At 29.7% G+C, this 14,749-nt stretch carries 13 protein-coding genes and 1 pseudogene; 2 read left to right on the top strand and 12 right to left on the bottom strand.

Annotation, left to right across the window (positions count from 1 at the left end; all coding sequences use genetic code 11):
* Window positions 1–370: 370 nt before the first annotated feature.
* The 6 genes from HMPREF2930_RS08640 to HMPREF2930_RS08615 form a co-directional block, all read right to left on the bottom strand.
* Window positions 371–1,435 carry an Mrp/NBP35 family ATP-binding protein gene (locus HMPREF2930_RS08640; protein ID WP_017175364.1) on the bottom strand — a complete coding sequence of 355 codons (1,065 nt, stop codon included), beginning with the start codon at window positions 1,433–1,435 and terminating at the stop codon, window positions 371–373.
* 91 nt (window positions 1,436–1,526) lie between these two features.
* Window positions 1,527–1,994, bottom strand: a complete 468-nt coding sequence (locus tag HMPREF2930_RS08635) for a SepA family multidrug efflux transporter (RefSeq protein ID WP_017175365.1) — start codon at window positions 1,992–1,994, stop codon at window positions 1,527–1,529.
* Window positions 1,995–2,068: 74 nt separating this feature from the next.
* Complete coding sequence (gene sdrM / locus HMPREF2930_RS08630; protein WP_017175366.1) at window positions 2,069–3,409, bottom strand: multidrug efflux MFS transporter SdrM; 1,341 nt, start codon at window positions 3,407–3,409, stop codon at window positions 2,069–2,071.
* A 188-nt stretch (window positions 3,410–3,597) separates the two neighbouring features.
* Window positions 3,598–4,281: a PAQR family membrane homeostasis protein TrhA gene (locus tag HMPREF2930_RS08625; RefSeq protein WP_017175367.1), complete on the bottom strand. Its 684-nt coding sequence runs from the start codon at window positions 4,279–4,281 to the stop codon at window positions 3,598–3,600.
* A 16-nt stretch (window positions 4,282–4,297) separates the two neighbouring features.
* The gene (locus tag HMPREF2930_RS08620) at window positions 4,298–5,485 is read right to left on the bottom strand and encodes a UTP--glucose-1-phosphate uridylyltransferase (protein ID WP_017175368.1); all 1,188 of its coding nucleotides are present in this window, start codon (window positions 5,483–5,485) and stop codon (window positions 4,298–4,300) included.
* 105 nt (window positions 5,486–5,590) lie between these two features.
* The gene (locus tag HMPREF2930_RS08615) at window positions 5,591–6,109 is read right to left on the bottom strand and encodes a metal-dependent hydrolase (RefSeq protein ID WP_017175369.1); all 519 of its coding nucleotides are present in this window, start codon (window positions 6,107–6,109) and stop codon (window positions 5,591–5,593) included.
* A 176-nt stretch (window positions 6,110–6,285) separates the two neighbouring features.
* Here HMPREF2930_RS08615 and HMPREF2930_RS08610 point away from each other — a divergent pair, with 176 nt between their 5' ends.
* On the top strand, window positions 6,286–6,600 hold the full coding sequence (locus tag HMPREF2930_RS08610; protein ID WP_019835203.1) for a heme oxygenase: 315 nt from the start codon (window positions 6,286–6,288) through the stop codon (window positions 6,598–6,600).
* A gap of 57 nt (window positions 6,601–6,657) precedes the next feature.
* Here HMPREF2930_RS08610 and HMPREF2930_RS08605 read toward each other — a convergent pair whose 3' ends face one another.
* The 6 genes from HMPREF2930_RS08605 to HMPREF2930_RS08580 all read right to left on the bottom strand — a co-directional run bounded on the left by HMPREF2930_RS08605 (window position 6,658) and on the right by HMPREF2930_RS08580 (window position 14,281).
* Window positions 6,658–7,974 (bottom strand): YjiH family protein, encoded by a 1,317-nt coding sequence (locus HMPREF2930_RS08605; RefSeq protein ID WP_017175370.1) that lies wholly within the window; start codon window positions 7,972–7,974, stop codon window positions 6,658–6,660.
* A 285-nt stretch (window positions 7,975–8,259) separates the two neighbouring features.
* Complete coding sequence (locus HMPREF2930_RS08600) at window positions 8,260–9,225, bottom strand: FecCD family ABC transporter permease (protein WP_017175371.1); 966 nt, start codon at window positions 9,223–9,225, stop codon at window positions 8,260–8,262.
* Window positions 9,222–10,253: a FecCD family ABC transporter permease gene (locus HMPREF2930_RS08595; RefSeq protein WP_017175372.1), complete on the bottom strand. Its 1,032-nt coding sequence runs from the start codon at window positions 10,251–10,253 to the stop codon at window positions 9,222–9,224. Before HMPREF2930_RS08595 ends, HMPREF2930_RS08600 begins: the two co-directional genes overlap by 4 nt.
* Window positions 10,254–10,265: 12 nt before the next feature.
* Window positions 10,266–11,264, bottom strand: a complete 999-nt coding sequence (locus tag HMPREF2930_RS08590; protein ID WP_017175373.1) for an ABC transporter substrate-binding protein — start codon at window positions 11,262–11,264, stop codon at window positions 10,266–10,268.
* A 197-nt stretch (window positions 11,265–11,461) separates the two neighbouring features.
* On the bottom strand, window positions 11,462–12,523 hold the full coding sequence (locus HMPREF2930_RS08585; protein ID WP_017175374.1) for an alanine racemase: 1,062 nt from the start codon (window positions 12,521–12,523) through the stop codon (window positions 11,462–11,464).
* Window positions 12,524–14,281 carry an IucA/IucC family protein gene (locus tag HMPREF2930_RS08580; RefSeq protein WP_070597372.1) on the bottom strand — a complete coding sequence of 586 codons (1,758 nt, stop codon included), beginning with the start codon at window positions 14,279–14,281 and terminating at the stop codon, window positions 12,524–12,526.
* Window positions 14,282–14,494: 213 nt separating this feature from the next.
* On the opposite strand from HMPREF2930_RS08580, the pseudogene HMPREF2930_RS08575 reads away from it, so the two are divergent.
* A pseudogene (locus HMPREF2930_RS08575) lies at window positions 14,495–14,749 on the top strand (sialic acid synthase); the annotation flags it as partial.

Genomic DNA, 14,749 nt, shown 5'->3' with positions numbered 1-14,749 from the left:
TTGTCATTCAGTTTTCAATGTTCATTTAAAATGTAATCTATTAAATTATATCAATTTCAATTTCGAAAGTCAACAACTAATTTCGATTACTTTTAATATTTTATATCGTTTTTCAAATTTATGCAATGGTAAATTTTACACTGAATTTACATTTTTTAAAATGTATTAACACTTCTTGAAAACGACTTTTATATCTTATCAAATAATTCATTTAGTGTCAACAAATTATTTCGAAAAATTTATTTTTGTTTTAAGCAATTCTTTTAACTTGCTCACAAAAAAATATTCTATCAGAATTTTTATATTTTGCAATAGCAAAAGTGCTCGAAATGATATTTTTTTCGAGCACTTTTACACTAATGTTTATTTATTATTTTATTGTTGTAGCAATCACTTTTTGTGCAATTGTTTTATAGATTTTTCCTAATCGATCTTCCTCTTGATAAATAGATGGTGAAAAGTCATTAGGATTCCAAGAAGGTTGTTCAAGAGGGAGTTCTCCTAGCAATTGGGTATTTAGCTCGTCCGCAAGTTTACGTCCGCCACCTTTACCAAATACATACTCTTTTTTTCCAGTTTCTTTACTTTCAAAATAACTCATATTTTCAATAACACCTAAAATAGAATGCTCTGTATGCTTAGCCATAGCTCCAGCTCTTGCTGCTACAAATGCTGCTGTTGGATGTGGTGTGGTTACTATTATTTCTTTACTACTTGGTAACATTGAATGAACGTCAAGGGCTACATCACCTGTTCCAGGAGGTAAATCAAGTAATAAGTAATCTAATTCTCCCCATTTAACTTCAACAAAGAAATTCGTCAACATTTTTCCTAACATAGGACCACGCCAAATAACTGGTGCATTTTCTTCAACGAAAAATGCCATTGAAATCACTTTAACACCATGACGTTCTACAGGAATAATCTCTTTTCCTTGAACACCAGGCTTTTCATCTATCCCCATCATATCTGGAACACTAAAACCATAAATGTCAGCATCTATGAGACCTACTCTTTTACCCTCTCTCGCTAATGCTACTGCTAAGTTTACGGCTATAGTTGATTTCCCTACTCCACCTTTACCAGAAGCAATTGCAATAAACTCCACTGGATTATTCTGTGATAATAATCCCTCAATTGTCTTAGGTTTCTCTTTTTCTTTTCCTGTATATTTTTCCACAACTTCAGCAGGTAGTTCCTCAAAACGAATGCCCACTGTATTTGCTCCGTTTTCTTTTAAAGCTTTAACCACTGACATTTGCAAATCAAGCTGTGGTTGTCCTCCTAATTGAGCCATAGCAACTTTAACACTTACATGTTGAATTTCTTCTTTTATTTTTACTTCTACAATTCCCTTTGTTTCTTTTAAAGGCACATTAATAATTGGGTCTTTTAAGTCTCCCACTATTTTTTTTACTTGTTCTACCGTTAACAACTCATTATCCCCCTTAAGTTTCTTTATATTTACATTTTAACAAATTTACTTATAAACTGTGCTGAATTTATCAAGAATTTATAGCTTATGTTTACTTCTTATCATTCAAGTCTTCGCTATCTGGATAAAAAATCATTTTACATAAATATAGTATTCCAATAATTAATGCAATAACCCAAAATTCAATTTTAATATATACGTAATGAATATGAATAACAAAATAGAATAGAATAGTCGTAATCACATATGAAATTAAATGAAATAGTGTTCCATTAAAATATGGATTATTAGGTAATTGCTTTCTAAAGTAATCCATTAAATGCTCAATAGCGAATAGCAAAAAGTATCCAAATACTATATAGCTACCGTAATATACTAAATTGCTGAATAAATCCTTATTATATGTAAAGAATCCTAATTTTAAAAAAATAAGAATTCGACTTAATCCAAATAACCCAAATCCTAAAAATATTAAAAATATACAACCTGATAGAATAAAAATAAGAAGAATAAGAAGAGTCGGAAAGATACCATTAAATTTTTGATTAGAAAATTTCATTTCTCTCTTTCCTCCTCTTTTCATCCATACTTTATAATGCCACTTTATCATTTATATATAGTAACTTAAAATTATTATTTTATACCTTCTTTATTCTCTTCAAATAAAAATACCCACATTAAAATTAATATAAGCGCAACAATTGTGATTACAGTTAATATATTATAGAAGTTACCTCCTAATAAACCAAATTGAAGTGCATATAATGACCCCATCAATGTAGATCCTATAGATGATCCTAAATTTTTAGTTAATGCATAGAATGACATCATTTTTTTCATATATTTAGGACTTGTTTCTTCTTGAACAATAACACTGTCTTTAGTATAAACAAAGCCAAAACTCAATCCTGCAAGAATCACAGCTCCCGCAATAATAAGAGGAATATGAAGTCCAAATACTAAAATCATATTACTTAAAATTAATGATATGAAAGCTCCTATATATAGTTTTTTTCTTGAAAATTTTGATTCTACTTTAGCTAAGTTGAAGTTTAAAGCTAACCATGCAACAGAAAGTGGAAATATCACTAATCCACTTTGTATTGGAGATAATTTTAAATGATCTTGTAAATAAACAGGTATATATAAGTTATACCCCATTAGACATATTGCTATAAGTAAATCAGTTATAAATACCAGTGAAATTGATTTATTAAATTCACTTATTGGTAAAAAAGGCATATCTGTTTTATTTTCATATTTGAATAAAACGAATAATATAACTATTGCTAGTATTAATGCAATAATATTAAAAGTAACACCTGTTTTATTTAATAAACTAAACATAAGAAGTCCAATAAAAATATAAAACAAAGATAATCCTTTTACATCAAAGTGTATATGTTGTACTTCCGCTTCTTCTGGAAAATGAAAAGTAAGAAAAGCTAAAACAATAGCTATCAATGCTATTGGTATATTGATATAAAACAACCAATGCCATGTTGCAACTTCTAATATTCCACCACCTAATAACGGTCCAAGAATACTTGAAATTCCCCAGACACTTCCAACGATGCCCATTATTTTGTAACGAAGCGGAATTTCAAATGCTAGTTTTGGTACAATTTGAGTCAAAGACATCATAACTCCTGCACCAAGTCCCTGGATGGCTCTTGAAATAATTAACATTATAAACGTCTCACTCATGCCTGACATAAAACTTCCAATACCAAATAATAGTAAGCCGACTACAGCTATATATAGAATCTTAAATCTTGTGAGAAGTTCACCCACAATAGGATTTGCTACTACAAGTGCTATAAAATAAACGGTAAAGACTAATGGCACTGCTGTACCAGCATTCAAATCTTTACGAATGGTAGGCAATGCTAGTGAAATAATTGAACTTTCAATTGCTGCCATAAACATTGTTAAAACCAAAGTAACCACAATACCTATTGATTTTAATTTCATCTTTGCCCTCCTATATATTTAAAAAGTTCATAATATAGAATATACTTAATTATATTCATAAACAATTTTAATGTATAATTAAAAAAAGAAAAAAACAGGATAGAATTCTTTTTGAATTCATAGTCCTGTTTCTAAATAAGCACTTAATAAACTAAGTTATTCTCAATGATATAACCTTTCAGCTAGGTCTACATAAAATATACGATTCCTATAAAATGAAAGAGTGATGCGATAACGATAAAAATATGCCATATCATATGAAAATATGGACGGTTTTTTTGTGCATAAAACCATGCTCCAATAGTATAAGAAAGACCACCTAATACGATAAATAAAATAAATAACCAAGATGTTCTAATAATAATCACAGGTAAAAATATAATGCCAACCCATCCCATAACTAAGTATACGATTAAGCTTAATTTGGGATTTACATGAGTTGAAATTGACTTATATAGAATACCCCATATTGTTGTTCCCCATAATAACAAAAAGACCAGCCATCCTAACCAACCTCCAACAACTGTTAGTAAGACTGGTGTATACGTTCCAGAAATTGCTACATATATCATACTATGGTCAATAATTCTTAATATATACTTATGCGATGTATTATTTTTCATTGAATGATATACAGTAGAGGAAATAAACATCATGAAAATACTAATAACAAAGATAGAAACACTAATAGAACTTAGTGTTCCATACTCATTATAACTATGTACTGCTGCATAAGGCAGTAAAAATAAAGTCATTAGTGCAGCAACACCATGTGAGGTTGCATTACCAATTTCCTCGCCAAAAGATAGTGGAATGATGTCTTTAAATGATTCAATTACATTATCTTTTGTATGCTGAGATGATTTAGACATCGTATTCCACCATCCTTTAAATTACATTCATTCGTTTTAAATCATCAGTTGCAGTTTCTACACTGTCTTTTCCCTCTTTATTTTTCAAGGGTGAAAATTCTTCTTTTCTTGGAACTTGTAATGTAATAAAACTATTCGCATATCGGAAAATATCAAAATAAAATAGTTCAAATTTTAAAGATGTTTTTTCAATCAAACCAAAGTCATCATCCAGTTGTTTCAATTTTTTAATGGCTAAATGATATGGTAAATCATTATTTACCGCTTGATTTATAAATGATAACTTAAATGCGTGAATGCCAATATTTGCATTATCAAATGTATTCGCTACATTTTCATCAAGTTCTGAATATTCAAGTACAGTATCTTTATTATCTTTACTAACTAATCGTCCAACACTTTCACCCTTTTTAGGTTGAATAGATTTAGATGTGATATCTTTATCATTTACTACTGTAAATCCTACAAATACTGGATCAAGAACTTTTACTAACACATTGTCAATATTATTTAAGAAAATGAACTTTACGCCATCTTTCTCCATTTTATCTAAATAACCTTTATGCTCTAGCGATTTAAATATCCCACCATTACCATTAGGTGTTTCCATAATATAGCCTTTTTCATTAAAAATCAGTCTACCATTTTCACTTAGAGCCACAATGTTGTCTTGTTTAAAAAAGTGAATACGTTCTGGGTTATAACCAAAATAATCATGGTTTTCAAAGTAACGTAATGTTTCCTCATGATTAAAATCACTAGTCATAATATACCAATTAATACAATGTCCTGTTTCATTTTTTAGATGCAATAGTTGTCTTGCTTGAAGTTCAAATAAGCTTACACCTTCAATTTCAAAAGAACCTTTAGGTCCCTTATAACCTAAACGTGTGCCTTGACCACCAGCCATAAGAACAACAGCAAATTCTCCATTTCTTATTGCTTCTATTCCTTTATGTTCATAATATTCACGATCTTGTTCAGTGAATGCTTCCTTAATTTTATAATCAACTTCAGAAACTGCAGTAACATCTGTAATTGTTTTACGATTAACATATAAACTTTGATAAAGTTCTTGAATAAATTCTAAATCTAATGAGTTCACTTTTTCATCTAATTGCTCTTTTTCATTACTACTCATCATTTTCTCATATTCAATTAAATGTTCTTGATTGTATTTTTCTAATTTACTTTGATCTAGCATTTATAACTCTCCTTATAGATAGTTCGTGTCATTCAAATATATTTATCATATTAATTATAAATTTGATATTAAGACAAGAAAGATGATCCATCATATTCATTGATATCATCCGGACAATGAATGGCTCACATATTTCAAAATTTCATTTATAAACTCTTGAAATATTATGTATATTGCTCCAATACTAAAAGCTGTTGATAAGGATGCATCTAAAAAACCACCAGTTTTGAAAGTAAAAGGAAACTTAATCGCTAAAGGTATTGGATAAAGTAACTTTACCCCTCTAGGTGTCAACATATCTAGTATAACATGAGAAGCCATTGCACCGATAATAGTAACTAAATAATAAGTCGGAGTTTGAATTAAAATAAGTAAAAAACCTATCATACCTAAGAATAACAATGAATGCGTAAATGTTCGATGCCCAAAGATAGTACTAACGAGCAAACTAAGAATTTTAAATTGTCTTCCAATCTTACTTCTTGTATGACAAATATCTGGAAGTAAACTTCCTGCTATTGCTAAACAAATTACTGTTACAGTAGAAAATAGATCTGTATGATAATGGTCAACTGTTATTGCTCCTACAAGCAAACCAGCAGCTACATGCGTTTTTCCTGTCATTTATCTTCTCCTTTATTAAAGATATATTAACATAAATAGTCTTAAAATACGAACATATTTTCGGTATATAGATACCTTTCTTTAAACGTTTATTTTTCTTATTTATTACATGTGTTTTATTTGATATATCTTTGAATTTGTATATTATTAAAATAAATAAGCAAGGAGGTCTGACTATGTTTGTTGTTACAAATCGTATTACTGTAAAAAAAGGATTTGCTGAAAAAATGGCACCACGTTTCACTAAAGGTGGTAAGATTGAACAACTAGACGGTTTCAGAAAAATTGAAGTTTGGCAAATTGACAATACTAATGATGCTGAAGATATGTATGTTAATACATGGTGGGACAATGAAGAAAACTTCAAAGCTTGGACCCAAAGTGATGCGTTTAAAGAAGCACATAAAAATACTGGAAAATCTTCAACAGAAGATTCACCAGTAGTAACAAGTGAAATTGTAAAAGCAAACGTACTATCAACTTTAGAATAGAAAAAGAAGCAGGAAGGAATTGGAATTGCATTCATCAATCCTTACCCTGCTTCTTTTTTATAGTAATAAATGTGCCATTAAAGCAATAATTGGTAATGTGATTGCAGTTCTAATTAAAAATATCATAAATAACTTTCCGAGACTGACCGGAATTTTAGAACCTAAAATCACACCGCCCACTTCAGATAGATAAATTAATTGAGATATACTTAAAGCACCAATCACAAATCGTGTCAATTCACTGTGCACCGTCGCTATTAAGATAGAAGGTAAAAACATATCTGCAAAACCAATAAGTAAAGTTTCGGATGCTTTTGCAGCTTCAGGAATTTGAAGTAATTGTAATATAGGAATAAATGGCTTTCCTATGATTTCAAATACTGGTGTATAATTTGCTATTATCGTAGCAATAGTCCCTATACTCATAACTACTGGTAAAATAACAAACCACATATCAATCACCGTTTTAATTCCCGTTTTAAAAAATTCTTTAACTCCTGGTGCTTTTAGCCCTACAATTGTAGCTTCATCAAAACCGTGAGCTAATGCAGTTTTTCCTTCTGGAAGTTTTTCAAGTCGTGTACTTTCAGATACTTCTTTCGTAAAATCATCCGGAATTTGATTTAGTGGCCATATTCTTGGCATGATCATCGCTGCAACTAAGCAAGAAACAATTACTGTTAAATAAAATACAAAAAACTTTTGTTGTAATCCAATAGTTTGAGCAATAACAATAGCAAATGTGATCGATACAACACTAAAAGTTGTAGAAATTACTATTGATTCTCTTTTTGAATAAATACCTTTTTCATATTGACGACTTGTAATAAGCACGCCTACTGTTCCATCTCCTATAAATGAGGCTAAATTATCAACTGCTGATCGTCCTGGTAAAGTAAATAATGGTCTCATGATTGGTCTAAACAATGGTCCTAAAAATTCTAATAAACCGTATTCCATTAATAAAGGTAAAAATAAGGCAGCAAAAAGAAATACTGCTACTAATGTAGGTAATAAGTCATTAAATACTAATCCACCCGTATCTTCTGAATAGATCACTTTACTTCCAATTTTAAAATAAGTCATCCAGGCAAATACAACTGCAAGTACTCTTAGTATCATCCACACTGGGCCAACTTGAAATGCATTCGCGATAAGACCACCTGGTTTTACTTTATCCTTTAAAATTGTTGAAAATAAAATAGTCAAAATAGTCGATAACGTAATGATTGTAATAATGAGAATTGACATTGCAGGTCCTAATAAATCTTTTAACCAATTTGCCAAAAATGCCACTGGTAATGTTGTTTGTTTCTCCCCATCTTGTACAATTGGAATGGGTATTAAAAATAAAATAATACCAATGATTGACATCGATATAAATTTTATTCTTCCTTTTATTTTCTCCTGTTTGTTATAATTCTCCAATATTCACCCTTCTTTCTATTTGTATAGGTAATTGTATTTATTCATTTGTTTTGTATTTTCATCGAAATTAACGCCTATTAATTATATAAATATAACTTTATATGTATTTTTATAAACAATATGTACTTTACTATATCTTATTTTCAAATAACTTGCAATATACAAAAGTTTAAAATTTCACAAAAAATGTGAGATCGTATTCACTGTGAATACGATCTCACTCTTTAATATTTAAATTCTTCTAAGTAACAATAAAAAGTATGGAACACCAACAATGGCAATAACTACGCCTACTGGTATATCAAGTGGCGGATGAATACCTCTTGCTAATCCATCACTAAATAAAATGAGGATTGCTCCAATTAAACCAGACATCATTACGACGTGAACATGACGATATCCGACGATTTTTCGAGCTATGTGTGGCGCAATCAATCCAAGAAAACTGATTCCTCCAACTATTGAAATAGATGATCCTGCTAACATCACTGATAAAATCAACAGTATCATTTTAATACGTTTTATTCGTGTACCTAATGCTATCGCTATTGAATCTCCTAGGTTTAAGATATCGAGTTGATGACTTAAAGCAATGACGATTGGAATCGTAATAATAAACCAAGGTAAAATTGAATATACATTTTCTATCGTATGACCATAAAGACTACCTGTTAACCATATAAGCGCATTATTTGCATCCATGGGATTTCGTATTAGTAAAAATTGTACAATTGCTGTACATATAGCACCAATTGCTAAGCCAATTAATGCCAAGGTAGATCCTTTAATATTAAATTGAGATATTAAAAAAGATAAAATTAAACTGATTATTAATGCACCAACAAATGAACCCATAGGTAAAATGATTAAAGGAGCATTGGGAAAAACCATAATAATTATAATCGCTGCTAAACTTGCACCTTTAGTCATTCCAATAACATCTGGAGAAGCGAGAGGATTTTTTACTACCCCTTGTATGATTGTTCCTGAAATAGCTAAACTACTTCCTACTATTAATCCTAAAAGTGTTCTAGGTATACGATATTCATTTAGAATAAAATCATCTTGTATCAATAAACTATTTATTACTTTAACGGGATTATACATTGTTGCGCCGACGCATAAGCTAATAAATATACTTATGATTAATATCGTAACGACAAGTGCATAACGAATAGCTAATGAGTGGTGTGTCATATTCGTTTCACTCTCCTTAAAGTAATAAATAAGAAATAAAATGCTCCTATAAATGAAGTAACAATTCCAACTGGTGATTCATAGGGATATGTAATTAAACGACTCAATGTATCAGATAATAACAATAAATTTGCGCCAACTATAAATGTTAACGGAATTAAAATGAAGTAATTATGCGGTGCATAACGTTTTACTATATGTGGCACGATTAATCCTATAAATCCAATAGGTCCTACAATAGAGACAGATGTCCCAGCAAATATAATAACAAGTAATCCGATAATGATTCTTATCACTTCAGTTTTTTGACCTAAACTTTTGGCTAGTGTATCACCTAATTCCATTATTGTAAGTTGTCTTGCAAATGCAATTAGTATGATAAGTCCCATAAGAATCCAAGGACAAATTATCATTACATCTTTCCATTTCATTCCATTTAAAGAGCCAACTAACCAAAACATAACAGTAGAATTAGAATCTTCATTAAGTAAAATAATACCTTGTGTAAGACTACTAAAAAACAAATGTACTGCCATTCCTGCTAAAGCTAATTTCACTGGTGTTATTTTTTTCGTAGAACCAGATAATAAATACACAGTTAACCCACCAATAAATGCCCCAATAAACGCTAAATAGGTTGCATAGTTTCCCATCGTAGGCATTAATACTGTCACTAATACGATAATAAATGACGCACCCGCATTTACCCCAAATATTTGCGGAGATGCTAATGGATTTCTAGTTATAGATTGCATGAGTAAACCAGCCAGAGCTAAGGCACCTCCCACAAGTATGGCAACAATCATCCTTGGCATTCTAACACTTTGAATGATAAACGTCTGCTTGTTTTCAATTGAAGTAAAAAAGTAATGATACATATCTTTAGTTTGAATATTTAAAGTTCCAGTGGCTAAATTAAGATAAACAAAAATAACAAGAAGGCAAACACTCACTGAAAAGGTGAGTGTCATACGCTTCTTGATTGATCTTTTATTAGCAGAAAGACGATTACTTTTTTGTATAGTCATTGTCAATCCATCCTATTTATTTCTATCTTTTTTTGAGATTTCTACGATTTCTTTAGCCATTTCTTCTGAAGAGATTAAACCACGTGCGCGGGCCCAAGTATCACGATCAACCACATCTATTTTATGATTTTTAACTGCATCAAGTTTGTTCCAAATAGGATCTTTTTTCAATTCTTGATAAGAAGGTTCATTAGAACTTGCACCATTTGTCATAATAAACATGCGTTCTGGATTGATTTCAGATAATGTTTCTGAATTGAGTTGTAAATAAGGTCCTTGTAAATATTTACTTAATCCTTTCGTCACATCTTTATTTAATGCTTCTTTAAAACCTAATTCACCTAATAACTGTCCCACATACGATTCACTTGGATGCGCTAGTAACCCAGACTTAGAAGCTACAGCTGGAAGTACTTTTTCATTTTTATCAAATTGAATCTCTTGTTTATATTGAGCTATTTTTTTCTTATGTTCGTCTAAACGTTTTTTACCCTGTTTCTCTTTATTAAGAGATTTAGCTATAACTTTAAACGCTCCGATATTTTCATTATAGTCGCCGTCGAAGCTTTTTAATTCTATTGTTGGAGCAATTTTACTTAATTCCTTATAAATTCCTTTATGTCGATTACTGTCAGCAATAATTAAATCAGGTTTTAATTTACTTATTTCTTCTAAATTTGGTTGTTTACGCGTACCAACAGATGTATAATTTCCAATTTTATCTCTTAACGGTTTAATTATTCTATTCTTTTTATTATCGTCTGCTATTCCTACAGGCTTAACATCCAAAGCTACTAATGCATCAACAAATGAAAATTCTAAAGCTACTACTCTCTTAGCATCTTTAGGTACTTTAGTTGTTCCTAAATCATGTTTAATCTCAATAATATCTTTAGATGACGAAATTTGATTAGATGAATTTGAACCATTGTTACTTACCTTTCCACATGCAGTTGTTAATACTAAAATCAGTAATATTGAAATAATTCCAAAAATTGTTGTTCTTTTCATGATGACACTCCTTAATATGTATTGAGGTATATCTTCATTTTATTGATAACAATTATCATTGTCAATAAAATATAAAAATAAAGATTGGCACAGAATTTATTTTGAATTCGTTGGCCCATCACGAAAACGTTGACTGCCAACGCCAACGCATAAAGAAATCTGAGACACTATTGATGTCTCAGATTCTATATAATGCGTTATTTGTTGTTGATATATTTTGATTGATTCAAATTGTTAATACGTTGAGAAATAGTATGTTCTTCACTATAATATTTTTCCATTCTCTGATGATACATTAGTTGTGATAGCGCTTCGTATTCTAATGAAAATGGTATGCAATCTCCTACTTTATAGTTAATTTCTTCTTTTAAATCTATCATTAAATGATCACTTGAAGCACCCATAATTTCTATTCGATGATTGAGTGGTTTTATTTTTTCAATCACAGTATCAATATATCCCACATCTACAATAGCTTGTAAGTAACTTTCTTTTGTCTTCGTATACCTAGGTTTAATTTCAATAATTTCCGCTTCAAGTAATATTGCATTTTGAAATAACTCGGGTATATTTTGATTAGTAGTTGTATCCACACCACGAAATAATGTTTCTCCTATTCTCAACTCATTAATACATCCTAAATCATATTGTTTTAATAATGGAAGCATACTTGAGTTACCTCCAGAAATAACTTCAAATGATACTCCTGTTTCGTATTGTACATGATGAACAAATTGATTTATTTCGTCGATATCATTTAATGTTGGAGCTTTAGACTTAAAACACATGAAATTAAATGCAAGACCTAAAAGTTTTATATTATTCATTAGTTTTATTTCATGAATATATTCAACTATATCATAAGGTAATACACCTTCACGTTGATCTTTCCAATCGACCATCAATATAACTTGATGTTGATTACTCATTTCATTTGCAATATGATTTAACTGATGTATTGTTGCCATTTCTGTTTGAATACTTACGTAACTCTTTTTAATCAAATCTTCATACTGATGCTTTAAAGGAGATCTCAAAAGTAAAAATTGACAATCTTTTGTAAATTGCTGAGGAATATTTTCTAGTCGAGATTCTGCAAAGTAGTTAAATCCTACTTTCATTAATCGTTTAATGATATGTTCATCTCCAGCAATACTTTTTATCACAGGTATCATGGCTATATTTTTGCTGTCAAACAACATTTTTAATACATGTGCATTATATTCAATCTTTGATAAATTGATTACAATACGAGACACTTAATTCTCCTCTCTTTTTATTGGATTATCTAAACTAATATTCAGATATTTTTTCACTTTCTTTTTCATTCTCATTTTCAACAATGCTTTTACTGTAATTGTAGGTCCAAATAAAACTTTTCTTAATGTATCTGCATGAGGCTTAGTATCATTAATTGCTACTTCTATTTCTTCTTGAATTATATTAAAAAGTTCTTCTTCTTTTATAAATTCATACTTTTTAAAATGAAAAATTAATTCTGCTAGTTGATTTTGAACGACTGCGTGTTGAAATTTCATAATGACTTCTTCAATTGAGTCTGCAAGTAAACTTTTATTTTCCACTTCTATATGCTTTAATCTTTGACTTAGGGTTTTAATATCTATTCGAGAGCCACCGAGATCTCGCACTATAAATTGTATTTGATACTTTGGTCCTAAATGCACTAGTGTATTTTGCATATGTGCTTCTAAAGCTATACCATAATCTTGTATTAAAGCTAATAAAGGTGTTACCAGCTGACGAGTATAATTTCGCATAAACTGATGAATGGTATGTTGATTGATATCATCATTAATCCATTTAAGGTAACTATCTACTGTGATTTCATTATCTACTACATTTTTATTTACTAATGCACCTGTAACTAATAAAATACCATCGTTCTTTATAAAAGGCTTTTCACGAATAATACAAGCAAGTTGTCTAGCATCGTCACTATCTGTTTTAGCAAATAAACCATAGGGCTCAAGTACAACATCTAATTGTGTATACTGATTTAATTCACGATGTAATGCTTGACTTAATTTGGGTCCATCAATTGTTGTTTCTGGAGATACTGTCCTAACTGCACTAGTAGCTTGAACATTGACTGGTAATTTCACATGATAAGGATGATTGATTAGCGACATTGTTCTAAAAGAAGATGTTGCTTTAGATGGAACATGAAATGGAGTAGATATCAAAATGTGATTTTGTAGCCACTCCTTAAATTTATTACGAATAGTATGTTCATATTGCCATGGGTGAACTAAAATGACTTTATAGTCTTTAAGCAAACGTTCTCTATCATTCATGAATGTATGTAATTCATCAAGATATTCAGGAATAACCTCATTTAAAATGAACTGAGAATGATCAAGAATGGTTGTAACATTTACATACTCATTATGTATTAGCATCACTTTCAAATTAATAATCTTTTCAAATTCTGGCGAATAGGTTCTCACTTCTTCCATTGATAAAGGTAATTTTGTTTTAGTAAGTGGATGTGTAGGATGACCTTCAAATATTAAGCTTTCAGAATATAGTACGTCATCTATATCATTATTTTTTTTCAACTTTTCTAGCCAAGTAAAAAAATTTAAACGTTCTGAGTCATTTATATATTTATCATGTCTTTGAAGATACTCATGACGTGTATCAAATTCTTTATATACTTCAATGAAACTATCTCTGCTATGAATAAGTTCACTTTTTAAATGGAATGGGATATCAATATGAAAGTCTGTTACTAGTATGCCTAATAGGTTTTCTAGACTATCCACTGATTCTTTATGTTGATGATTCATATATATTATCGGCCCATCAAATTCATATCGAGATAATGCACTTTCGTATTTATAATGAACGTTTAGAAGCACTTGTTCAAACTCAATCGTTATATAATGATTTTCTTTAAAAATGGTAGTTGAATGAGTCCATATATTTTCCTTTATTAGAGCATTTACTACTCTATATTGCATATTTCGATCTGCATGCTTCCACTCGTTTAACATTTTTAAATCCTCCGCCTTATCATTCGTTTTCATAATTAAGTTTAACTAGTTTAATAATTATAAATTTAATTAAGGTTACTAGCAATGACATGAACTTAGAATTTATTAAAATATTGTGTCTTAAATTTAAACTATCTTTTAAAAAGGTTTAATTTTAGAGTTAGATATTATACAAACTATTTATAATTTTGTAGAATGTGGATGAGGTGTTATATGAATAAAAATACAACCATTAATAATCATAACTTACAACTTACTAATGAAGAATATGATGTTTATACATATTTAAATGAATTTTATCCTGATTTAATCAATCATTTTAAACAATATATTTTAATAGGTAGAGATAAAATTTCTCAACGTCTTATTACATCTTTATATCGTGAAAACTTAATACACGCTAAAGATAATAGTCAGATTATTAGACCTACCAAATTAACCGTATCTATGTTTTCTAAAGATAAAGAC

This window comes from Staphylococcus sp. HMSC068C09, from assembly GCF_001813735.1.
In the GTDB taxonomy this organism is placed as follows: Bacteria; Bacillota; Bacilli; order Staphylococcales; family Staphylococcaceae; genus Staphylococcus; species Staphylococcus hominis.
This window is presented reverse-complemented; position numbering and strand designations above follow the sequence as displayed.

Bases quoted from the DNA above. Each gene is read 5' to 3' on its own strand.
- sdrM (WP_017175366.1), bottom strand. From the start codon at position 3,409: ATGAAATTAAAATCAATAGGTATTGTGGTTACTTTGGTTTTAACAATG.
- HMPREF2930_RS08635 (WP_017175365.1), bottom strand. From the start codon at position 1,994: ATGAAATTTTCTAATCAAAAATTTAATGGTATCTTTCCGACTCTTCTT.
- HMPREF2930_RS08590 (WP_017175373.1), bottom strand. From the start codon at position 11,264: ATGAAAAGAACAACAATTTTTGGAATTATTTCAATATTACTGATTTTA.
- HMPREF2930_RS08580 (WP_070597372.1), bottom strand. From the start codon at position 14,281: ATGTTAAACGAGTGGAAGCATGCAGATCGAAATATGCAATATAGAGTA.
- HMPREF2930_RS08595 (WP_017175372.1), bottom strand. From the start codon at position 10,253: ATGACTATACAAAAAAGTAATCGTCTTTCTGCTAATAAAAGATCAATC.
- HMPREF2930_RS08620 (WP_017175368.1), bottom strand. From the start codon at position 5,485: ATGCTAGATCAAAGTAAATTAGAAAAATACAATCAAGAACATTTAATT.
- HMPREF2930_RS08610 (WP_019835203.1), top strand. From the start codon at position 6,286: ATGTTTGTTGTTACAAATCGTATTACTGTAAAAAAAGGATTTGCTGAA.
- HMPREF2930_RS08600 (WP_017175371.1), bottom strand. From the start codon at position 9,225: ATGACACACCACTCATTAGCTATTCGTTATGCACTTGTCGTTACGATA.
- HMPREF2930_RS08605 (WP_017175370.1), bottom strand. From the start codon at position 7,974: ATGTCAATCATTGGTATTATTTTATTTTTAATACCCATTCCAATTGTA.
- HMPREF2930_RS08625 (WP_017175367.1), bottom strand. From the start codon at position 4,281: ATGTCTAAATCATCTCAGCATACAAAAGATAATGTAATTGAATCATTT.
- HMPREF2930_RS08615 (WP_017175369.1), bottom strand. From the start codon at position 6,109: ATGACAGGAAAAACGCATGTAGCTGCTGGTTTGCTTGTAGGAGCAATA.